Genomic DNA, 23,720 nt, shown 5'->3' with positions numbered 1-23,720 from the left:
CTTTCATACATTCCCATAAGGTTTTCCTTACATAATAGAAGAATTTTCTCTTTTTTCATCTTCTTCGATACCTCAACAAATTCTTTCATCATCCTTTTAGCTATTCCTTTTTTTTGATGAATAGGATCTACAGCTACTGAAAAAATAACTATATTTTTCCAGCCATCTTCATGACCTATAAGGCCCTTAAACTCTTCATCTGTTATGTCTTCTTGATTAGTAGAGCCACTATTTATATGAGCTACGATCTTTTCATTTAATTCTCCTACTATAAATCCTTCTGAAAATTTACTTAACCTTATCTTTATATTTTCTTTACAGGCTGCTTCTTCTTCTGGAAAAGTTTTTCCTTCCAAAATAAAACAAGCCTCAATATCTTCTAACCGTCCATTTCTTATCTTTAATTCCATCTTACCCTCCTGCTATATTTTTTAATAAAATTATAGCATATTTCATATCCAATTATTCTATAAGTGTTGAATGATTAAATTAAATTTAGACTTTAACTAAAAGCAAAAGCTACTAATCCTATACCTAATGTATAGAAAATACTAGGTATAAATACTTTCCTAATTACGAGCCCTTCCTTACCAGATAACCCAACAACAGTACAGGCCGCTACAACCACATTAATACAAATTATATGACCTACTCCAGCTCCAAGAGTTTGTTCTGCTAGTATTAAAGTTGGATTTAAATTTATAATATTTGCCACATTGTATTGAATAGCACCAAAAGTAAGATTTGATACTGTTCCACTTCCAGAGATAAAGGTTCCAAGCATCCCTATAAATGGTGCTATAAAGACCCAAGATCCCGCAAATGAAGAACTCATAGTAGTCGCTATATATTGTGGCATAGACACATAACCAAGGCCATTGATCCAAGAATTTGAAAACACCTGTACTAGTGCCAATGTAGAAAATAGTATTAGTGTGGTATTTTTTACTTGCCCAAATGAAGTAAAACAAGCTTTTTTAAATGAACTAAAGTTTGAATTCTGAAGAAGTATAGTTAAAAATGCTACTAATATTAATACTGTTCCTGGAGAATAGAGTAAAGCCCACTTGTCTGATATTTGCTCAAATCCCATTATATTTTTCCAAGAAAAATCTATAGTTGTAGTTGTAAATTTTTTAATAATAGGGAATATTCTGGTAGCTAGTAAAATTATAACTACAAGGATATATGGAGCCCAAGCTTTAAATAACGACATCTCTTTATTTGAACTCATTTGCTCTACTTTTATGTTTTCATCTAAAGCTTCATTCCAGACATGCTTGGGAATTAAAAATTTCATCTTACAAGTGATTGTAGCTACAAAAAGACCAGTGATAGAAGCAAGGATAGAAATAAATTCAGGACCTACAAGGCTGGCATATAAATATGCAGAGAGTGTATAGACTAGACCGATAAAGATAGACCAAGGAGCCATCTCAAGAATAGATTTAATTTTATTTTTTTTCCCAAAGGATAATACTAATACTATTACAAGGAGTAATGGCATAAAGGTTGCAAGAAAAATATCTAACTTCGTAATCAATATTGCAATATCACTGAAATCTTTCGGTGTTAACTCTGAAATATTACTAAGACCTACAAAAATTGGAGTTCCCACAGCTCCAAATGGAACAGGAGTGCTATTTGCAATAAGTACTAATATAGCTGCAGTTAGTGGCTGAAATCCTAATGCCACCATTAAAGCACCCACAACAGCCACAGGAGCACCAAATCCAGAAACTCCTTCTAATAGAGCGCCAAATAAAAATGCCAATATTATAGCTAAGATTCTCATATCTTCAGAAAGAGCTCTAAATCCCTTGTTTAATCTTGTAATAGCACCTGTATTTTTTAGCATATTTAAAAGAACCATAGCACCGAATAATATAAGAAGTATAGTTAGTGCTTTGTGGATACCTTGAAGTGATGAAGCAACTAGAACTTTAGACTCCATACCCCAAATAAAATAAGCTCCTAAAAGTAATATCATATAGCTAAGTGCCATACCCTTCTTAGCCGACATCTTTAAAACCACTAAAAATAACAGGGGAAAAGCCACTGCAATAAGGGCTGTAAATAATAACATATTTGCCTCCTTTTTATAAAAAATTATATAAAAAAATACCCCCATCCATAGATGGTAATGGGAGTATTTATATTTGATAGTAAAGTCTTTGACTAAAAGAGTCTTGACTTAATCTATTGACAAACCTTTCCAGGGTTTAAAATATTTTTTGGATCAAATGATTTTTTTATACCCACCATTAAATCAAGATGGCCTCCATTATACTGGTTAAACATGTATTCTTTCTTTGCAAATCCAATTCCATGCTCTCCAGATACTAAACCTCCTAATTCTAAAGATTTATCATACATTTTTTTAAACACATCTTCTCTTTTTTTCTTCCATAGATCTGCATCCATACTATCTTTACAAATATAAACATGTAGATTTCCGTCTCCAGCATGACCAAAACTAGGAATTCTAATATTAAATTCTTTGGCTAAAATTTTCGTATATTTAATAAATTCAGCTACATTATTTCTAGGAACTACTACATCACACTCATCCATCTCATCAGTTGATCCATGGATTGCCTCTAAGAATGCTCCTCTAGCAGACCAGACAGCTTCCTTTCTTTCCTCTGTATCTACTAAATATGCATCCAAAGCTCCGAGCTCTAGACATAGATCTGCTACTTTTTCATAGTCTTTTTCTACTTGTTCCTTTGAATTACCGTCAAAAGTTAATAAAAGATAAGAATCACTAGATTTATCTGGAAATATCTTCCCTAAATATTCTTCTGCAGCAAAAATTACTTCTCTTTGTAAAAACTCAATAGCTGTAGGGATAGCTTTAGATTTAATAATACTTGGTACTGCATCGATGGCAGTATTTAGTTCTTCAAATGGAACCAATAAACTTATGTTATGTTTAGGTAATGGAATTAATTTTAAGATTACCTTTGTAATAATACCTAAAGTTCCTTCAGAACCTATAATTAAATCTTTGATACTATAACCAGAAGAGTTTTTTACTACTTTCCCACCTACTTCAATAATTTCTCCAGAAGGTAAAACAACTTCTAATCCCCTTACGTAATCTCTAGTTACACCATATTTTACAGCTCTCATTCCTCCTGCATTAGTACTTATATTCCCTCCAATTGTTGCACTTTTTTCGCCTGGGTCTGGAGGGTAGAAAAAGTCTTTTTCCTCTACATATTTACTGATCTCCATGAGTAATACTCCAGGTTCTAATGTCAGAGTTAGATTTTCCTCATCTAATTCCAAGATCTTGTTCATTCCTGTAGTCTCGATAACTATACCTCCAAAAAGGGGAACACATGCTCCTACAAGTCCTGTTCCTGATCCTCTAGCTGTTACAGGAATATGGTTCTCATAAGCATATTTCATAATATCTGATACTTCTTTCGTAGAATAAGCTTTTACCAATATATCTGGCATTTTTTCTATTCCACCTAATTCATCATGGGAATAGTCTGGATTGATATCACCTTTAAAGAGTACTCTTTCTGTATCTCCAATTAACTTTTTTATATTTTCAAAATCATTTATGTCTATCTCTTTATATTTATTCTGCATCTTAGTCCTCCATTTAAAAAGTAATTTTTCTGTCTTTTTTTATTTCTTCTGTCAATTTTGGAATGACTTTATATAAATCTCCTACAATCCCATAATGTGCCACATCAAATATTGAAGCCTGTTCATCTATATTTACAGCAACTATTGTTTCGGCTCCGTTCATCCCTGCAGTAAACTGAACTGCTCCATGGATTCCAAATGCAAATAATAATCTTGGTTTTACAGTCCTTCCACTGAGCCCAACCTGTAATTTATTACTCATCCATCCACATTCAATAAGTGGTCTAGTACAAGCTATTTTTCCATCTACAAGATCTGCAAATTCTTGAATCATCTCTATATCTTCCTCTTTTTTTATCCCTCTTCCTATGGCAATAATTACCTCAGCATCCGCTATGGATACTTCTTTATCTTTTTTTACTACATCTAAAACTTGAATCTTTGAATTTAATTTTTTTATATCAATCTTATTGTCTATTATTTTCCCATATTTCTCTACAGTTCTTTCAGGAATATCAAATATTTTAGCTCTCACTGTACATAACTGTGGTCTATGTCTTTCTGTAACTATTTGTGCCATTATATTCCCACCAAATGCTGGCCTTATCTGCACTAAATCTGTATTAGGTTTTATCTTCAAAATAGTACAATCTGCAGTAAGTCCTGTTCTAAATCTTGCTGCTACCCTAGGAGCCAAAGATCTTCCTAGTGTTGTAGCTCCTACTAGGATAGACGATGGCTTATTTTTATTAATATAGTCAGCGAATACCTCTGTATAATTTTGAACTTTAAAATGCTCTAATTCTTTATAGTCATAGACATGAATTTGATCTACTCCATAATGCTCTAATTCTTCTGCTATTTTTTTTACATCTGAACCGATCAAAACAGCCTGAACTGGATGACTAATTACCCCTGCTAATTCTCTGGCTTTACCTATCAATTCTAAGGATACTGGATTTATTACACCATTAAAATGATCTATATAAACAGTTATTCCATTCCATAGCTTCTTATTTACACTTGTTATAGTTTCGTCTTCTACAAAATCAATACTTCCATTACCATTTTTAACACAAAGTTTACACATCTTACATCCAGAATTTATATATGTCTGCCCCTCTTGTTCTTCAATTGCATTAAATGGACATAGGTCTATCAATTCCATCATTTTTTTATGATTTATTTTATCGTGATTTATAACTAATTTAGCCATTTTAACCTCCTAGATAATTTTTCTTCCTCTCAATTTACCAAATAGTTCAACTGCGGCTCCGTCTCCTAAAAACATTTCTTTATCTGGATTTTTAGGTGGATTAAATATTCTTTCTACTTGAGTCGGTGACCCATTTAAACCATATTTTTTTTCATCTTTATCATCTAAATCATTAAAAGTTAAAACTTTTATCTCTCTAGTAGCTGTGTCTAGTTTATTTTTATAAGATGGTAGTCTAGGAGTAAAGATTCCCTTTTCCACGGTAATTAAACATGGATAACTAATAATTTGTACCTCTATAGTTTCTCCCATATCTGCTTCTACAGTTAGATTTTCTGAGGTTACTTCTAGTATTTTACTTACATTCGAAATATGGGGTATAGATAAATATTCTGCCATTTCTGGTCCTACTTGAGCTGTATCACCATCGGTAGTTTGTTTCCCGCAAATTATTAGATCTATTTTCCCCATTGCTTTCAAACCTTGGGCTAGGGCGTAAGATGTTGCCAATACATCGGCACCAGCAAATTTTCTGTCAGATAACAATACACCTGTATCTACTCCCATAGAAAATGATTCTCTAATCACGGCTTTTGCTTGAGGAGGCCCCATAGAAAGTACCCCTATCTCACTGCTTACTTGCTTTTTTATTTGAAATGCAGATTCTAAAGCATAAAGATCATATGGATTTATCTTAGAATCAACACCATCTCTTAATAGTACTCCTGTAACTGGATCAACCTGAACATTTGTGCCTCCAGGAACTTGTTTTATACAAACGGCAATTTTCATATTATATCCTCCTTGTATTTTAAATTGGTATGACCAATTTTTTTTATAAAAATTAAAAACAAATAATTTCAATTTGCTTCCTTTAAAAGCTTACTTTAATTTTTATATCTATGTCAATAAAGTTATTTTTTTATCTAAACTACTTTTCCAATTTTAAACACTAAAATTATAAAATTCCTGTTTTCAACTTTATTTTTTTATAATTTACAGTAGTTATAATGTAAATAAAATAATTTATCTAAAAACGGGAAAATAAATTTTTTTTTATTGATCCCTTATAAAAGATACTCAAACTATTATTTTCACAGTTTTAATTATATAATATAATTAAAATTTCATATAATAAAAAACTCCCCGTAAATAATTTATGAGAAGTTTTTTATTTGATTTCACGGTCTTATTTTGATTATTTTTTTCTGACCGTTTTAAGTTTAATATAAATTTTTTATTATAAAATAATTCCATATATTATTGTAGATACTAATGCTAATGTGAAACCTACAGCTGATTCATATGGAATTAATTTTAATCTTTCCTTTAATCCTGTCCCTGTTGATCCTGCTGTAGCATGGAAAAATGATCCATGTGGTAAATGGTCTAAAACTGTTGCTCCTGCGTGTAACATTGCTGCTCCATATAATGCATTAACTCCTGAAGCTAAAATTATTTTACTAAATGCTGCTGATGCAACTGCTGTCCCTGCAGTTGTAGAAGCTGTTGCTGCTGACATTAGAGCTCCTGAAATTGGTGCTAATAAATATGGTGCTAGCCCTAAGTCGCTTAAACCACCTGCGATCACTTCTTTTAATGTTGAATGGGATATTATTCCTGCTATAGTACCTGTCCCTACTAATAAAATAGCTACTCCAGTCATTTTTGTTAATCCATATGCAGAGTATTCTCCTATATGTTTTCCCTTCCCCATAACTAAACAAGCAATAATTCCCCCTGCTGGTAAAGCAATTAATGGATCTATATTTATTCCTGCTATCGGTCTTAACGCTAGCAATAAGATCGTTACAATTGGTCCAATAATAGCTTGTAAGAAAGTAGGCTTATTATCTATTTCTTCCGCCTCTATTTCTTCCGTAACTTTATCTCCTTTATTAACTAGATATGTTGCTAACAAAGTCGCAACAATTAATCCCGCTATTGCTGGAATAATGTTTGCTTTCATTAAATCAAATAGATTAACTTTAAATGCTGCTGCTGCTGCAATTGTATTTGGATTGGGTGAAATAATATTTCCACTTTTTCCTCCTCCAATCATTGCGATTAAAATAGACATCTTTGAGAAATTAAGTCTCTTCCCTAATGCTAATGCTATTGGAGAAACAGTAATTACTGCTACATCTACAAAAACTCCTACTGAAGTTAAGATTAAAGTAGCTAGGGCTAAAGCAAACAATGATTTTTTTTCACCTAAGACTTTTACGATAGATTCGGCAATTACTTCTGCCGCACCACTTTTTATAAGCCCACCAGCCAAAACCCCTGCTGTTAATATTCTAATAATTGCCGGGGTAATTCCTTTTGCTCCTTCAATCATAAGTCCAACGGTTTGAGAAATATCTGCTCCTCCCACTAAACCACCAATAAATGCTCCTAACATTAATGAATATGCTGGAACTTGTTTTTTTAATATTAAAACTATTGCGATAATTAAACCTATTATTGCTCCTACTGCGTTAATTTCCATTTTTCCCCCAATTTACTTTTTTATTTTAAATTTATTTTCACACACTTTTATTAACCGAAATATTTCCTCTGTATTTTTCTTTACTAATTTTTTCGTATTCTCTGAGTCCATTGCATCCTCTAAAGACATGGGATAATTCATTATAGAGAATATACTATCTATTCCATAATCATGTGTAGCTACAGCATCATCGGCTACCGATCCAGCTAAAGCAATCACAGGAATATTATTTTCTTTACATAACTTTGATACTCCTGTAGGAGCTTTCCCCATTACAGATTGGAAATCAATTCTTCCTTCACCTGTAATAACAAAATCAGCGTCCTTAATGTGAGACAGTAAATTAACTTCTTTTATAATAATATCGATTCCCGGTTCAAGAGTACTGTTTAAAAAAGCTGAGAATCCTCCACCTAATCCACCGGCAGCACCACCACCACTTATGTTAATATCTTTATTTAACAACCTTTGTATTGTATTAGCAAAAGTTTGTAAACCTCTATCTAATGATAAAATCATTTCTTCAGAAGCTCCTTTTTGCCTTCCATATACGTGAGCAGCTCCTCTTTCACCGTAGAATGGATTATCTACATCACAAGCTACTAAGAACTTACATTCTTTTAATCCGTTTATTACATTTTTGTCATCAATAAAAATGATTTTTTCAAGGGATTCTCCACATCCGTGTAATTCGTTTTTATTTTTATCTAAAAACTTATACCCAAGAGCCTGCAACATTCCTAGTCCTCCATCATTAGTTGCACTTCCACCAATCCCAACGATAAACTCTCTACATCCTCTTTTTATCGCATCTTTGATTAATTCTCCAGTTCCAAAAGTTGTAGTTTTACTAGGATCTCTTTCTTTTATACTCACTAAAGGTAACCCTGAAGCTGTAGCCATCTCAATAACTGCAGTTTTTTGATCACCCATTATTCCATATTTTGCCATTAATGGTTTCATTAATGGTCCTTTTACCGATATTTCTATAATTTCACCATTAGTTCCTTCTACTAACGCTTCGATAGTTCCTTCTCCTCCATCTGCAATAGGTACTTTTATAACTTCACTTTCAGGATAGATATTTTTAACACCTAATTCAATTGCTTCACCTAAAGCCAATGAAGTGATACTTCCTTTAAATGAATCGATTGCAACTACTATTTTCATTAATAACCTCCATTTTCATCATATGTTTTGTACTCTTTTCGAATTAAAAAAGCGATTTGTAATCACCATAGTTGTCATACAACTACAGGATGATTATAAATCGCTTTTAATTAAATGTCAATAAAAACATTAAAATCTTTATTTTTTATCTATTTTTTTCTTTAGATCTCTTATCGTTCTTTCTACATGCCTTTTGGTATAAAGCCTTGAAAGCTCTAAATCTTTTTCTTTTATAGCATTAATAATTAAGTTATGTTCCTCTATTCGTTCTTTATAAGTTAAACTATGGTACTGCTCTCTAGCATAATTAGTAGTTATTTTAAAAAGCATATTTGTTATTTTATTTAAAATTTTATTTTGGCAAAACATTGCTATATACTGGTGAAACTCGACATCTTTTTTATAAAATTCCTCAGGAATTCCTTCATTTTCTTTCATGCATTTAAATATATCATCTAACCCTTCTATCTCTTTATTTGTTGCTTTTTTAACAAATAAAGAGACTGATTCTACATCTAATGCCAATCTAGTTTCCATAACTTCTAAATAGCTGATGTTTCCTATAATTAATAAGGGCATTAATTGATCCATATAGTCATTGGGAGTTAATCGTTTTACAAAAGTCCCGCCACCTTTTTTTCGTTCTAAAATATTTAATGTTGCAAGACTCCCTATAGCTTCTCTTACGGAAATTCTGCTTACACCAAGGTTTTTTGACAACTGTATTTCAGAGTCAATCTTATCTCCTATGACCCATTTTTTTTGTAAAATCATTTTTTCTATATATTCAAATACTCTTTCACTAGCTTTTTTTTCTTTCAATATCATGCTCCTATGTTTTATTTTGATTTTATATGGTATTAGTCTTTTATTAAAGTTGTATTACAACTTTAAGTTTAGATAAAATGTTATAGCAAGCAAATATAGAAATATAAACAGTAGAACAAGGGAATATTTAGTCTAAACTTGGCAAGCTTTTATTTATATTCTCAAAATGAATCATTAAACTATTTTTTAATCCTTCTTTATCTCTATTTTTTAAAGCTTCTAAAATTATCTTATGGTCAAAATCTATTTTTTCCTTTCCAAATTTTTCTATAACCATATTTCTAGAAGTCGTTATTGATTCCTCCAATAATTCAGATATAGCAGAAATAATTGTAGTCAATAAAATATTTTTAGAAAATGACATCATTAAAAGGTGAAAATCCCTATCTAAATTAGCTAATTTCTTAATATCATTACAATTTAGCATCTCCTCATAGATTTTTTCAACTTGATCTATCTCCTCTAAAGTAACTCTCTTAATCATAAACTCTACATTGGACAATTCGAGCATTTTTCTTAGTTCAATAACATCTTTTATTTTTCCATTTTGTAGTTCAAAAGCTAAAGATAATGGATTACATAACATCTTTTTAAAATCATTAGTAATATAGTTTCCACCGCCTCTTTTACTCTCAATTAAACCAATTATTTCTAATATTTTTATCCCTTCTCTCACTGATGATCTTCCAATACTTAAATTCTCCGCTAGGATACGTTCTGGATCTATTTGAGATCCATTTTTTAAATTCCCTGTTTTTATTTCTTGTTTTATATGTTTTATTACTTTATAAAATTTTCGTTCTTCCATCTTTCTCTCCCTTGTCTATACTTTTATTTTCTTTAATTATTTTATCAACCTTTGTAAAAAAAGACAACTTTTAAAAAGTTCTGTTTTATCTATAGTAGAAGAAAGGAATAATATAAAATAGAACCCCACCAAAAATTTCATTGCTATACTAAGAGTTATGTTTTTTTAATCTATATTTTCATGGATATATTTTCTTAATTTTGAAAAAGTATCATTAAAATATGACCATTTATTTTCTTGATTATCTGTTCCTACATGAGGAGACATTACCATATTTGAAAGCTCATGAAATGGGTATTTAGAAGGACTGCATGGGGCTCCTGTAGAAGGGTAGTTGTACCAAACATCTATTCCAGCACCCTTTATTTGATTTGATTTTAAAAGGCTATAAAAAGCTTCTTCCTCTATTACCTTTCCTCGACCTACATTTACAATATATCCATTAAAGTTTTCTAAAACTTCCCTATCGATAATATTCTTAGTAGAACTATTTAGAGGCAAGGAAACTATCAAAACTTCTGTGTTTTTGGCTAATTCTTTAAATGAAGAGTAATAATTAGAGATATTTTCAATTTTTTTACCTCTATCAATAGTAGAAAAATTAGTTGTAAATCCACTTACTAATTTTATAAATTCTTGTCCTATATGCCCTACTCCAACTAATCCAACTTTTCTGTCGAAAAGACTTTCCCATTTCCTACGATTTTCAAGATCCCAAGAACCTTTTCTCATCTCAGAATCATAAATAACTACTTTCCCCATAGTTGCCAATAATAAAGAAAGAGCTTTTTCAGCTACATATTTCGCCTTTACATGAGTCCCTTCTATATTGATTTCCCTTTGTAATAGTTCATCTTGTGGAAAATTATTTAACCCTGTATACGGAACAAATATTTGTTTTAATTTATTAGCTTTTTCTAATTCTTCCCTAGTCATTGATATCCCTAAAAATACATCAGTTTCACTATAATCTTTTTTATCTTTCTCATCTAAAAAATCAATCTCTAAATTTTCAAATTCACTCATAAGAGAGTTGATTTTATTTTGTAAAAATTCATTCTTTTCACCTACATAAATAATTACTTTCATAATTAAACCTCCATTATAACTTTTAATATAATAATTTTTTTAATTTGATCTTTAAATTTTCTACTCCATAAATTAAAATGTTCAATAAAATAAAAATAGATAATAGTAATTATTTCATAAAACACCCCTTTTTAACATTTTTCCTGGGTCATCTATTTTTTTAATTTGAATAAAAGAATGTAGTATTATTTTTATAATAACAGAATAGATTAAAAACTTCAAATTCCCTATAAAAACATTTTAATATTTTAATACGATTCCGGATTAAAATATGTTATGATACCTTACATACAATAATTTAGGAGTGATAAAATGAACGCTTATTTACTGATTGATTTTGGTAGTACTTATACTAAATTAACAGCTGTTAATATAGAATCTGAAGAGATTTTAGCTACCGCCAAAGGGATAACTACCATAGAAGATGATATTATGATAGGGTTTGAAAAAGCCTATTCAGAATTAAAACTCAAAATAAATACAAAAATGGCTTTTGAAAAAATAAACTTTATAAATAAAATTGCATGTTCATCCGCAGGGGGAGGATTAAAGATCTATGCAATAGGTTTAGTTTTAAGTCTTACAGCAGAAGCTGCTAAAAAAGCAGCGCTAGGTGCTGGAGCAAGAGTTATGAAAACTTATTCCTATGATTTAAATAATGCAGAAATAAAAGAAATCGAAAACTCAGATGCAGATATTATCCTTTTAGCAGGAGGAACAAATGGTGGAAATAAAAATTGTATTCTCCATAATGCTCGATTAATAGCAAAATCTAAAATAAAAGTCCCTATAGTTATAGCAGGAAATACAGATGCACATCATGAAATAGTCAATATTTTTGATAGCGCTAAAATTGATTATACAATAACAGAAAATGTATTACCTACATTAGACAATTTAAATGTTAAACCAGCTAGAGAAGCCATTAGGAATGTTTTTATGACAAAAATAGTTGAAGCAAAGGGACTAAAAAAAGCAGAAAGTTTTATAAATGGAATAGTAATGCCAACACCAGCAGCAGTTTTAGACGCAGCAGAACTTTTGTCTAAAGGGACAGATAAAGAAGAAGGATTAGGAGATTTAATCATTGTCGATATAGGTGGAGCAACCACTGATATTCATTCTTTGGCTCAAGGAGATCCTACTAAAATGGATGTAATCCCAAAAGGACTCCCAGAACCATTTGCTAAAAGAACTGTAGAAGGGGACCTCGGAATGAGATATTCATCTTTGTCTTTATTAGAAGCAGTAAAAACAAAAAAAATTAGAAGTTATCTAAATGATACCCATAAGGAAATAGATATAAAAAAACATTGTAATTATAGGCATAAAAATATCATGATGGTTCCTCAAACTTATGAAGAAACAATTTTTGATGAAGCTATGGCAGCTGCTGCAACAGAAGCTGCCATGACAAGACACTGTGGATGGATTGAAAATCTGTACACTCCCATGGGAACTATGTATTTTCAATGTGGAAAAGATTTGATGGATATAAGATATGTAATTGGAACAGGAGGAGTAATTGTTCACAGTCAAAATCAAACTAAAATATTAAAAGCTGGAGAATTTGATATTACTATGCCGATCCACCTAAGACCAAGAAAACCTAATTATTTAGTAGATAATACATATATCCTATCTGCCATGGGATTATTAGTAAAAGAAAATCCAAATTTAGCCCTACGAATAATGAAAAAATATCTAAAGAAAGCTAATTAAACAAAAATAGATGGAGAATCTTCATAGATTTTCTATCTATTTTTTATCTATTTAAAAATAATTTGATCTCTTGGGATTTTTTTATGGTTTTTTCATAACCTTCATCGTAGCTTTTACTTAGTTTTACAAAATCTCTAGTTAATATAGAAACATCTATATCAGGTCTTATTAGGTACGCAACTCCCTTTTCTTCTAATTTTTCTAATTCCTCCAAAGTTTTATTATATTTTTCATGTCTTTTCTTTAAAATTTCAACTAGATTAGGATACTTTTTATAGACTACAGATGAGGCGTTGAGATACCAAGGAGATCTTTCAATATATCCTTTTGGATGAGTCAAAACGATCAATAACTTTTTATTTCCATCAAGGAGGGCTTTTTTATATGGGATTGGATCCGAAACTCCTCCATCGATATAGTCATTACCATTAATTTTGACAAAATCTGTCAATCCAGGATAGGCACAAGATGCTTTTAAAGTTTTTTCAAAACAATTTATCTTATTTTTTTCAAAATAACAAGGTTGACCAGTCTCAATATTTGTTGCTACAGCTAAAAACCTTTTTGTACTTCTATTAAAAGCACAGTAATCAAAAGGATTCTTAAATTTATTCATCATAACAAAAACAAAATCAGAATGTAAAATACACTCATTAGTAAAAATCCTTTTTATGTCAAAAAAATCATCATTGAGTATACACTCTAGGAGGACTTCTTTATTTCTACATTTTTGATTTGTTATATATGATGCACCGGTATAAGCTCCCATAGAAACACCTATAACGTAAGGTAGATGAATATCTTCTTCTAAAAAAGCATCTAAAACACCCGATGTAAAAATTCCTCTCATCCCTCCACCTTCAAGAATTAAAGCATTATTTTTCATATTTTGACCTCCATAACTAACTAAAAATCATTAAAATTTATATATATACTATTATACCTGAATAAAAATTAATTCTCTCAAAAAAATATTTTGACCTCTAGATCATTCTATTTTTATTTTCATCTAAGAATATCACTTAAAAAAAAATTATATGAAGTAGTTTCCATTTAGTTATATAGTTTCATTTAGGAAAGTGTTGATTCTTTATTACCTTTATATTATACTTAATATAAATAAAGAAATTGGAGGAGAAATATATGGATAAAATATATTCAAAAGGATGCAAAATAGAGGAAACTCTTAAAATTCTAGGGAATAAATGGACATTCTTAATAATTAAAAACCTTATGGGAGACAAGTTGAGGTTTAATGAATTATTACACCTTTTAAACGGTATAAGTCCAAAAACATTAACTGAAAGACTAAGAAGTTTAGAAAAGGAGGCAATAATTACAAGGAAAATTTATCCTGAAATTCCTCCTAAAGTAGAATATAAGTTAACACCTAAAGGTGATGACCTAAAAATTATTCTAGATACTTTAAATCAGTGGGGAAAAAAATACATCTAGATCTATTATTTTAATTAACTCATTATTGTTAGATTAAACAGACTTCAAAATTATATTTAGCTCTTATACTAAGGAGGAATTTTATGATTATAAATTGGAAACCAAATAAATTAATTAAAATACCACTTCATATTCAAATCTTAAATTATTTTAAAAAAATGATAACAACAGGACAATGGGTTCATGGAGAAAAAATTCCTTCCCAAAGGGAATTAGCTATAATATTTAATGTTAATAGAAGCACTATTTCTACAGTGATAGAGGAATTAAAATTTAAAGGATATATAGTCACAAATGGAAAAGCAGGAACTTCTATCTCTGCCAATAACCTAAAAAATTTATTATACAGCAATAAATATATGATTGATAATATGTTAAAAACAGGAATTTTAAAAAGAAATAACGAAATCTATCGGGAGATAGAAAATTTAGGTTCTAAAAATATGATTAATTTAGGAGAAGGAGCTTTGGATAAAACACTCTATCCTAAAAATAAAATGAAAAATTTATTATCTGAAGTTATGAATGAGATGGATGAATTACCATATGGCAATAAAGAAGGAGAACCTGAACTTATATTTCAGATAGAAAAAATTATGAAAAATTTATCGGTTAATATGGATAAAAATAAGATATTAATTGTATCTGGAGCAACTCAAGCTTTATTCATTGTAGTTTTTGGCCTTCTTTCAAGGGGCAGTGTAATAAAAACAAAATTACCATCCTATGTTAAATCCCTAGAAATATTCAATGCTGCAGGTTTAAAAATCGATAAATTAAGTAAAAAAATAAATAATCCAAGTGTTATCTATACCATTCCTACTTTTCATAATCCAACTGGAAAAGTAATGAGTTCAGTAGAAAGGGAAATTTTTATAAATAAATATGCAAGTCAAAATCCAATTATTGAGGATGATGTTTTTAGAGATCTTTGGTATGAAGAGGAGCCTCCTAAACCTTTAAAATCTTATCAAGGAGACAATATTATATATATCAGTAGTTTTTCAAAATCTATATCTCCAGGACTAGGTATAGGATGGATTTGTGCTGATAGTTATATAATCGATAAACTCAGTGAAATAAAAAATCAGATTGATTCAGGAACCTCAATTATCAATCAAAAATTAGCAGCTAAATGGCTAGAATCAAACGAATACAACAACAATATTATATATATCAGAAAAAATTTAAAAACTCGCCGTGATCTAGTTGAATTAATATTAAATAGAGATTTCCCTGAAATATTTAGCTGGAAAAAACCAAGTGGAGGTTATTTTTTTTGGCTAAAATCAAAAGATAGAATTAAGGGCTTAAAGATCTTTAAACAAGCTTTAAAGAATGGATTAATTATCTATCCCGGAGATATGTATGGGGATAATAATTCCTATAAAATAAGAATTGCTTTTTCTAAAGAAGCTGAAGAAGATATAGAGAAAGGAATGCAGATATTATTAAAAACTATGAATGAATTAAAATATGGTTTGTAAAAAAATGTTTTATGGTTGGGACAATAACATCTCATATATGATATTATTATAATAAGATATCGTTTGAATAAGGAGGTTTAGTTATGATCAATGGTTATTGCAATTTAAATAAAAGTAAAAGTTTTTTAGAAAAAAAAGGTGTAAAAAAATATTTCCAAGATAATTTATTTACTATGTCTAAAATTGGGTGTGGAACATATCTTGGTCTACCAAATGAGACAGTTGATAAGATGTATATTGAATCAATAAAAAAATCTGTTACTTTAGGAGTTAATTTTTTAGATACAGCTATAAATTACCGTGGTATGAGATCTGAAGTTTTGCTTGGTAAAGCAGTCAAAGAATTAATTGAAGATAATGTAGTCGCCCGAAATGAAATAATAATAGCAACTAAAGGGGGATTTATCCCAGCAGATTATAGAGAATCTCAAGACCTAGACGAAACATATGTAAAAAATCACAAAAATAGAATAAGGGAATTCTTTTTAAATCATATTTGTAAAGAATCTAACTTAAAGAAAGAACAGATAAGCGATGCTTTAGGAGCTGGAAATAGTTCTCACAAAGATTTTATATCTTGGTGTTTTGAAGAAAGTAGAAAAAATTTAAATTTAGAAACAATTGATATATATTATTTACATAATCCGTCTAACTACCTTAAATATATAGGGGAAGAAAAGTTTTATAGTGATCTAGTTGAAACTTTTAAATATCTTGAAAAACAGATAGAAAAAGGTTCTTTAAAATCATATGGATTTGCAACTTCTTCAGGTTTTTTAATAGATGAAAAAAATGAAGCTCATCTCTCATTATCAAAAATATTAGAAACTGCAAAAATAGCAGGGGGAGAAAACCATAATTTTAAGTTTATTCAACTTCCATTTAATAAAAATAGAAAAGATGCCTCTGTTCTTAAAAACCAGACTATTGGAACAAATAGTTTTACTATCTTAGAAGCAGCAGAAAAATTAGATATATCGGTTATCACTAATATATCTTTAGATCAGAGTAAATCTATAGATAAATACACGATAGATGAGATGATTGAATTTTTAGTAGATAACAAAAAGATTTCTTCATCATTATTAGGGATGAAAACTATTAAATATGTTCCTAAAAATATAAAAAATATCTTATAAACTAACTGGAGGTATATTATGAACATAAATTTAAGGGAAACATTTAAAAAATGTAAATATAAATTTAGCGGACATGGAAATAATACTATTGATGTTTTAAAAGAAAGTTTTAAAAATATCCCTTCTGAAATAGATGCAGATATTTATGGGGAAGGTCATGTTATAGAAAATTTTGAGAATAAAATAGCCAATCTTTTAGGAAAAGATTCTGCAAGATTTTATCCCTCAGGAACCATGGCACAACAAAATGCTCTAAGGGTTCATTGTGATGAGGTGGGAATTTCAAAAGTAATATTACATCCCCTGGCACATCTAGAAAAAAGAGAGGAATATGGTTTGAAATATCTTCACAACATAGATAGTATATTAGTAGGTGATGAAACTAGAATTTACACTCTAGATGATTTAAAAGGCATAAAAGAAAGATATTCCGTAGTGTTGTTAGAGCTTCCAGCTAGAGATATTGGTGGAGAAATGCCTACCTGGGAAGAATTGGTTGCTATGAGTGAATACACAAAAGCAAACAATATTAGATTCCATTTGGATGGAGCCAGATTATGGGAAGCACAGCCCTATTACAATAGAACTTTAAAGGAAATCTGTAGTTTATTTGACAGTATATATGTTTCATTCTATAAAGGAATCGGAGGAGTTGCAGGAGCTATTCTTGCAGGTAATTCAAATTTTATATCCCAAGCTAAAATTTGGCAGAGAAGATATGGAGGAAATTTAATCAGTTTATATCCTTATGTTATCCCCGCAAATTATTATTTAGAAAAAAGATTAGGAAATATGAGTAAATATTGGGACTGTGCCAAAGATTGTGCTGCAAGATTAAATAAGATTGATGGAGTAGAAACATTTCCTCTTATTCCTAAAAGTAATTTATTCCACGTGCATATCTACAAAAATAAGAAAGAGATTGAATCAGCTTTAAATTTTATCTATAAAAAAATAAGTATTGGAATAACACCCGCGTTAACAAAAATTGGAAAAAAATATAAATTTGAAATCTCCATGGGGGATAGATATTCAAGCTTAAGTAAGATCCAATTAGATGAGTTCTTCAATCTATTAGAGGAAAAATTATAATATTTTTTCTATTCGGAGGTTAAAAAATGAGTAAAACATTTGCAAGTGATAATTTTTCTGGAGCACATCCAAAAGTTTTAGAAAATATGATAAAAATAAATAATGGACACCAAGGTGCTTACGGTACTGATGAATACACAGATCTAGGAGAAAAGATAATCATAGAAAAATTAGGAGCTAATAAAGTATACTTTATGTTAAATGGTACAGGGACCAATATAACCATCTTAGATAGTTTAACAAATAATTATGGAGCAGTAATTTGCAGTAACATGGCTCATATCTATACTCATGAAAGTGGAGCAGCATCAAAAGTAGCCAATATAACATTACTCCCTGTAGATACAACTGATGGAAAAATAACTATCGACGGGATAAAATCATACTTATACTTCAAAGAGAGTTATCATTTTCCTAGGCCTCAAGTAATATCTATAAGTCAGCCTACTGAAATGGGTGCAGTCTATACTATTGAAGAATTAAAAGAATTAACATCTTTTGCCCATGAAAACGGTCTAAAAGTTCATATGGATGGGGCTAGAATATCTAATGCAGCTGCATTTTTAAATGTATCTCTCAAGGAGATGACATATTGGTCTGGAATCGATGCCCTTAGTTTTGGAATGACTAAAAACGGAATAATGTTTGGGGAGGCAGCTGTATTTTTTAATGAATCTGCACCTGAAGATTTTGACTATACACGAAAACAAAACCTTCAATTACAGTCTAAGATGAGATTTATATCTGGACAATATCTAGCAATATTAAAAGATGATTTATGGCTTAAAAATGCTAGAATTGCCAATGAAAATGCAGAATATTTAGCAAGACAACTATCAGAAATAAACGAAATAGATATTGTTCAAAAACCATCTGGAAATATTCTATATGTAAAATTTCCAAAAAAAATAAATACAGAATTACAAAATTTTATGTATTTTTATATTGAAAATGAAGAATCTAATATGGCTAGATTAGTAACAAACTTTGATACCCTTAAAAGTGAAATAGACTCTTTTATAGAAAAAATAAAAGAATTAATTCTAAAATAATTATTTCACAACTTTAAAAATGCCACCTTTAACTTTTATAGTTTTTTGGTGGTACTTTTTTTATCCAATATGTTTTAATAGCTTAAAGTTTTAATTTATGGTATAGTACGCCTAAATATAAAATTTAAGAGGAGGAAATTTATGAATATCGGATATCTATTGATGATATCATCAATGATTATATGGGGAAGTGTTGGGATATTTGTGCGATATATCGATCAACCTCCAGAGGTTATCGTTTTTTTTAGAGTACTTATAGCATTTATAATCTTGGGAATATTAAAATTTGTCGAAAAGAAAAATACCACTACCAGCAAACTATCTTTTAAAGAGTATTCACTTCTTTCTATAAGTGGCTTATTTATTGCTCTCAACTGGCTTTTCTTTTTTAGATCAATTAAAACTACAACTATTGCTTCTGCAACAATGAGTTACTATGTAGCCCCTGTTTTAGTTACCCTACTTTCTGTTTTTTTATTGAAGGAAAGTATCAATAAAAAGACTTTAATTGCAGTGGGGTTAAGCTTTTCAGGGATTATTTTAATGACCTTAATGGGATCTCAAAAAGAAAATAATTTTAGTATTATAGGTGTTGGATATGGTCTGATCGCTGCATTTTTTTATGCATTGGTTACAATTAGTGTAAAAAAACTAAAAGATGTCCCATCCCAGAAGATCAGTTTATTCCAAATGGGGATCTCCTCCTTAATTTTTTTACCTGCCATTAAATATATGAAAAAATTTGATACAGTATCTTTAATACTAATGATTATAGTCGGTGTTATCCATACGTGTATAGCATTAAATCTCTATTTTGAAGGGATAAAGAGAATAAAAGTTCAGCATGTAGGAGTGTTATCCTATATAGATCCACTAGGTGCTGTTATACTTGGAGGTTTATTTTTTAATGAGATACCAGGTATTTCTACTGTTATAGGAGGAATGATGATTTTATCCGCTACCTATCTAATTTTAAAAAAATAAATAGACTCCCATAGTTATTAAAAAATACAAGGAGAGTCCATTTTTATTTGAAAAATATTTTAATAAAAATAGAGCTATGATAGCTCTATTTTTTCATGAAGATCATTCCCTCTGTGTCATATCCTAAATTTTTAGCAGTATCTAAATATTTTTTCAATAACTCCTCCGATATCTCTACATCTTTTCTTTTTAATATCCACAAATATTTACTAGCTCCTCCACCAACTAAAGCGTATTTATAGTCTTTATCCACATGAAGAACGTTATAACTCCCATAAAATGGTCTAAAAAAAGATACTTTTAATCTTCCTGGCTTAGGAGTTTCTTTTATATATCCACGGCTTTCACTCCATTTTTGTTTTTCTTCACTCCATCCTCTATTGACAACCTTAATTTTATTATCTTCTTTAAAATAATTAGCAGTTACCTCAGTGAGTCCCTTTTCAAATTTGTTGTCTGTTCTAGCTACTTCAACCCATTTCCCTAGATAATTTTCAAGAGAAAAAATTTCTAAAGAATGATCTTTTAAATCTATTTCTTTTTTATTGCTACAAGCCGATAGCAGTGTTAACATCAATATAACTATTATTAATTTATGCATAATCTCCTCCTTTTAAATTTATAGTGTAGTATTATTTTTTATTTCAAAGCTAGATCTACGCTATTTCCCTCTTTGATTTTTTTTTGAATAATCCATCTAAAATAAGAGCTAAAGCTCCGTCCCCCGTAACATTACAAGCTGTTCCAAAACTATCTTGGATTGCAAAAATAGTTAAAACTAATGCTACTCCAGTAGCGTCAAAACCTAAAACAGATAACACTATTCCAATAGATGCCATTACAGTACCACCTGGAACTCCTGGAGCACCTACCGCAAAAATTCCAAGAAGAACTATAAATAATATCATAGTTGGTAACGGTGGCATAGAACCATAAAGTATTTTTGATACTACCATAACAAAGAAAACTTCAGTTAAAACTGACCCACATAAGTGAATTGTTGACCCCAAAGGAATTGCAAATTCTGCTATTTCATCATCTAAGGCATCACTAGATTTTGCACATTTTAATGCAACTGGAAGAGTAGCTGCAGAGGACATTGTCCCAACTGCAGTTAGGTAAGCTGGTCCATACTCTTTTAATACTCTCATTGGATTTTTTCCACTTACTAATCCAGCTATTCCATATAATAATGCAAGCCAAATAAAGTGACCTATTAATATAATAACTACAACTTTTAAAAAAATGGGAAGTTGCTTTGTAATTATACCTTCATAGGCAAGGGTTGAAAATGTTGCAGTAATAAAAAATGGAAGTATTGGAATTATTATTTTATTTACAATATCTAAAGTTATATTATTTAAGTCATAAAGTATTTTTTCTACATATTTTGCACCAGTTCGAACTGTTGCAAGTCCTACAAAAATTGCCAAAACTAAAGCTGACATTACTGACATGATTGGTGGAATATTTAATTTAAATATAATTTCTGGAATAGTCCTCAAACTTTCACTGGCCACAGATATATTTAAATTTGGTATTAACGTATACCCTGCAATCATTGAAAAAGCTGCTGCTCCCAAAGATGAAAGATATGCCAGTAATATCATAGCTCCTAACATTTTACTGGCATTTGACTTAAGTCTTGCAATCGCTGGAGTTATAAACCCAAGGATGATAATTGGCACAACAAAAAATATTATTTGACCTAACAGATATTTCACTGTGGCAATCAATACAATTACCTTTTCCCCTGCATACAAGCCGATAAAAGTTCCTAACAATACACCTAACACTAATTTTACTATTAAACTGTCTAACATTTTTTTCATTTCTAACCCCCTTTTATTCATTCTGTCTAATTTTACATCACATATATATAACATGTCAATCATAAATTAAGTTTAATTTAATTATTTTTTAGTAAAAATATTTTATTATATATTTTTTTTATATTCATACTTATTTATGAAATAAGTTAGATCAATTATATTTATATTTTTCAGGCCTATATAAAGAATTAAATATAGTATATACTTTAAGATATAAAATTTTATTTTTGAAGGGGTTAATATATGAATATAGATGTAATATTTTCTGCTAATGAGGTAACAAAGGAAAAAGTTGTTGGGAAAATAGTAGTGGTAATCGATGTTTTAAGAGCTACTAGCGTTATGCTTACAGCTATGAAAAATGGAGCGAAAGAGATAAGACCATTTAAGGAGATCGACCAACTAACCTCTTATACCAAAGATCTAAAAGGAATTTTAAAATGTGGAGAGAGAAATGGTACCAAGATAGATGGGTTTGATCTAGGTAATTCACCCTTAGAATATCAACCAGAAGTAGTTTGTGGAAAAATCATCTGTATGACTACTTCAAATGGTACAAATGCACTAGTTAACAGTAGTTATGGGAAAAAAATATTAATAGGAAGTTATTTGAATCTGGATATACTTTGTAAAAAAATAGATGAAATCAATGAGGACTTAGTCATTGTTTGTGCTGGAACCAATGGTGAATTTTCTTTGGATGATTCTCTGTGTGCAGGGGAAATAATTAAAAGAGTAAAATATAAAACTCTAAGTGATAGTGCTAGATCTATGTATATGATAGCTTCTACACCTGGAACTCTAAAAGATAAATTAAAAGAAACTAAACACTATAATTTTTTAAAAAACTTAGGAGAAGTAAGAGACTTAGAAGTTTGTTTTTCTATAAATAGTAAAAATATTATCTTGGAATATAGAGATGGAATAATATTTTAGCGATACATTTACAATTATAATTTTCTAGAAAAAAAAGCTTCGGGCGTTTCCCGAATTTAGTGTAAATTTAAATATTCCCTTCCTAACTATTAGAGGTATAATCTAGTAATTAGGGAGGGATTTTTTATGAGTAGAAAAGCAAAAATATTAATCCGTTGGTTAAAAAAATCTTTGAGGAAAATGATATTGAAAATATTTCTGATGCACAAAATATTATGAAAGATATGTTTAAAGACATGGTTTCTCTAATGCTTGAATCTGAAATGGATGAAACTCTTGGTTACTCTAAATATGGCAGAAATACTAATAATAACTCTAGAAATGGAAATAATTCTAAAAAAGTTAAAACTAGCCTAGGTCAAATAGAATTAGATATTCCAAGAGATAGAAATGGTGAATTCGAACCTCAAATTGTCCCTAAATACTCTCGTGATATCTCTGATATTGAAGATAAAATAATATCTATGTATGGGCGTGGTATGTCTACTTCTGATATCAATGAACATCTTCAAGAGATATATGGATTGTCTTTCTCTACGACTCAAATAAGCCGAATCACAGATAAAATTTTAGTTAAAGTTGAAGAATGGAAAAACAGACCATTAAAAGCTTGTTATCCATTTGTTTTTCTTGATGCAACTTACTTCAATGTAAAATCAAATGGGAAGATAATAAAAAAAGCTGCCTATGTTGTTGTAGGAATTGATCTAGAAGGTCAGAAAGATATATTAAGTATTACTATTGGAGAAGTCGAATCGTCTAAATTGTGGCTTAAAGAGTTAGATTCTCTTAAATCTAGAGGTGTCCAAGAAA

General features: G+C 29.8%; 22 protein-coding genes. 9 read left to right on the top strand and 13 right to left on the bottom strand.

Translation table 11 applies throughout. From position 1 onward, the window contains the following. From WBG30_RS12505 to WBG30_RS12460, 10 genes are all read right to left on the bottom strand, one after another. On the bottom strand, positions 1 to 410 hold a 410-nt coding region (locus WBG30_RS12505), incomplete at its 3' end, for a GNAT family N-acetyltransferase (protein WP_424504998.1). A 92-nt stretch (positions 411 to 502) separates the two neighbouring features. Continuing rightward, positions 503 to 2,086, bottom strand: a complete 1,584-nt coding sequence (locus WBG30_RS12500) for an L-lactate permease (protein WP_424504997.1) — start codon at positions 2,084 to 2,086, stop codon at positions 503 to 505. Between the two features lie 113 nt (positions 2,087 to 2,199). After that, the gene (locus WBG30_RS12495) at positions 2,200 to 3,606 is read right to left on the bottom strand and encodes an FAD-binding oxidoreductase (RefSeq protein ID WP_424504996.1); all 1,407 of its coding nucleotides are present in this window, start codon (positions 3,604 to 3,606) and stop codon (positions 2,200 to 2,202) included. Between the two features lie 13 nt (positions 3,607 to 3,619). After that, a complete protein-coding gene (locus WBG30_RS12490) occupies positions 3,620 to 4,822 on the bottom strand; it encodes an electron transfer flavoprotein subunit alpha/FixB family protein (protein ID WP_424504995.1) in 1,203 nt (400 codons plus the stop codon). 9 nt (positions 4,823 to 4,831) lie between these two features. Beyond that, complete coding sequence (locus WBG30_RS12485) at positions 4,832 to 5,614, bottom strand: electron transfer flavoprotein subunit beta/FixA family protein (protein ID WP_424504994.1); 783 nt, start codon at positions 5,612 to 5,614, stop codon at positions 4,832 to 4,834. Positions 5,615 to 6,062: 448 nt separating this feature from the next. Continuing rightward, the gene (locus WBG30_RS12480) at positions 6,063 to 7,313 is read right to left on the bottom strand and encodes a GntP family permease (protein ID WP_424504993.1); all 1,251 of its coding nucleotides are present in this window, start codon (positions 7,311 to 7,313) and stop codon (positions 6,063 to 6,065) included. 12 nt (positions 7,314 to 7,325) lie between these two features. After that, complete coding sequence (locus tag WBG30_RS12475; RefSeq protein WP_424504992.1) at positions 7,326 to 8,483, bottom strand: glycerate kinase; 1,158 nt, start codon at positions 8,481 to 8,483, stop codon at positions 7,326 to 7,328. A 138-nt stretch (positions 8,484 to 8,621) separates the two neighbouring features. Beyond that, positions 8,622 to 9,305, bottom strand: coding sequence for a FadR/GntR family transcriptional regulator (locus WBG30_RS12470; protein ID WP_424504991.1), 684 nt, complete (start codon positions 9,303 to 9,305; stop codon positions 8,622 to 8,624). A gap of 133 nt (positions 9,306 to 9,438) precedes the next feature. Next, complete coding sequence (locus tag WBG30_RS12465) at positions 9,439 to 10,119, bottom strand: FadR/GntR family transcriptional regulator (RefSeq protein ID WP_424504990.1); 681 nt, start codon at positions 10,117 to 10,119, stop codon at positions 9,439 to 9,441. A 165-nt stretch (positions 10,120 to 10,284) separates the two neighbouring features. Further along, a complete protein-coding gene (locus WBG30_RS12460) occupies positions 10,285 to 11,208 on the bottom strand; it encodes an NAD(P)-dependent oxidoreductase (protein ID WP_424504989.1) in 924 nt (307 codons plus the stop codon). 312 nt (positions 11,209 to 11,520) lie between these two features. On the opposite strand from WBG30_RS12460, the gene glmL reads away from it, so the two are divergent. Further along, a complete protein-coding gene (glmL, locus tag WBG30_RS12455; RefSeq protein ID WP_424504988.1) occupies positions 11,521 to 12,930 on the top strand; it encodes a methylaspartate mutase accessory protein GlmL in 1,410 nt (469 codons plus the stop codon). A 43-nt stretch (positions 12,931 to 12,973) separates the two neighbouring features. On the opposite strand, the gene WBG30_RS12450 is transcribed toward glmL, so the two are convergent. Further along, positions 12,974 to 13,816 (bottom strand): patatin-like phospholipase family protein, encoded by an 843-nt coding sequence (locus WBG30_RS12450; protein WP_424504987.1) that lies wholly within the window; start codon positions 13,814 to 13,816, stop codon positions 12,974 to 12,976. Between the two features lie 257 nt (positions 13,817 to 14,073). Between WBG30_RS12450 and WBG30_RS12445 the strand changes: the two genes are divergently transcribed. The 6 genes from WBG30_RS12445 to WBG30_RS12420 all read left to right on the top strand — a co-directional run bounded on the left by WBG30_RS12445 (position 14,074) and on the right by WBG30_RS12420 (position 20,139). Then, entirely contained in the window at positions 14,074 to 14,385 is a 312-nt protein-coding gene (locus tag WBG30_RS12445; protein WP_424504986.1) for a winged helix-turn-helix transcriptional regulator, read from the top strand. 83 nt (positions 14,386 to 14,468) lie between these two features. Then, a complete protein-coding gene (locus tag WBG30_RS12440; RefSeq protein ID WP_424504985.1) occupies positions 14,469 to 15,872 on the top strand; it encodes a PLP-dependent aminotransferase family protein in 1,404 nt (467 codons plus the stop codon). A gap of 83 nt (positions 15,873 to 15,955) precedes the next feature. Beyond that, a complete protein-coding gene (locus tag WBG30_RS12435) occupies positions 15,956 to 17,011 on the top strand; it encodes an aldo/keto reductase (protein WP_424504984.1) in 1,056 nt (351 codons plus the stop codon). 18 nt (positions 17,012 to 17,029) lie between these two features. Further along, the gene (locus WBG30_RS12430; protein ID WP_424504983.1) at positions 17,030 to 18,103 is read left to right on the top strand and encodes a threonine aldolase family protein; all 1,074 of its coding nucleotides are present in this window, start codon (positions 17,030 to 17,032) and stop codon (positions 18,101 to 18,103) included. A 26-nt stretch (positions 18,104 to 18,129) separates the two neighbouring features. Beyond that, positions 18,130 to 19,155 carry a threonine aldolase family protein gene (locus WBG30_RS12425; RefSeq protein WP_424504982.1) on the top strand — a complete coding sequence of 342 codons (1,026 nt, stop codon included), beginning with the start codon at positions 18,130 to 18,132 and terminating at the stop codon, positions 19,153 to 19,155. Positions 19,156 to 19,296: 141 nt separating this feature from the next. Then, a complete protein-coding gene (locus WBG30_RS12420) occupies positions 19,297 to 20,139 on the top strand; it encodes a DMT family transporter (protein WP_424504981.1) in 843 nt (280 codons plus the stop codon). Between the two features lie 85 nt (positions 20,140 to 20,224). Here WBG30_RS12420 and WBG30_RS12415 read toward each other — a convergent pair whose 3' ends face one another. After that, the gene (locus tag WBG30_RS12415) at positions 20,225 to 20,740 is read right to left on the bottom strand and encodes a lipocalin family protein (protein WP_424504980.1); all 516 of its coding nucleotides are present in this window, start codon (positions 20,738 to 20,740) and stop codon (positions 20,225 to 20,227) included. Positions 20,741 to 20,795: 55 nt separating this feature from the next. Continuing rightward, the gene (locus tag WBG30_RS12410; RefSeq protein WP_424504979.1) at positions 20,796 to 21,971 is read right to left on the bottom strand and encodes a dicarboxylate/amino acid:cation symporter; all 1,176 of its coding nucleotides are present in this window, start codon (positions 21,969 to 21,971) and stop codon (positions 20,796 to 20,798) included. A gap of 243 nt (positions 21,972 to 22,214) precedes the next feature. Here WBG30_RS12410 and WBG30_RS12405 point away from each other — a divergent pair, with 243 nt between their 5' ends. After that, positions 22,215 to 22,907 carry a 2-phosphosulfolactate phosphatase gene (locus WBG30_RS12405; protein WP_424504978.1) on the top strand — a complete coding sequence of 231 codons (693 nt, stop codon included), beginning with the start codon at positions 22,215 to 22,217 and terminating at the stop codon, positions 22,905 to 22,907. 155 nt (positions 22,908 to 23,062) lie between these two features. Next, positions 23,063 to 23,720 (top strand): IS256 family transposase (locus WBG30_RS12400; protein WP_424504977.1); only part of this gene is annotated, 658 nt, incomplete at its 3' end.

This window comes from Psychrilyobacter sp., assembly GCF_049671765.1.
Lineage (GTDB): Bacteria > Fusobacteriota > Fusobacteriia > Fusobacteriales > Fusobacteriaceae > Psychrilyobacter.
This window is presented reverse-complemented; position numbering and strand designations above follow the sequence as displayed.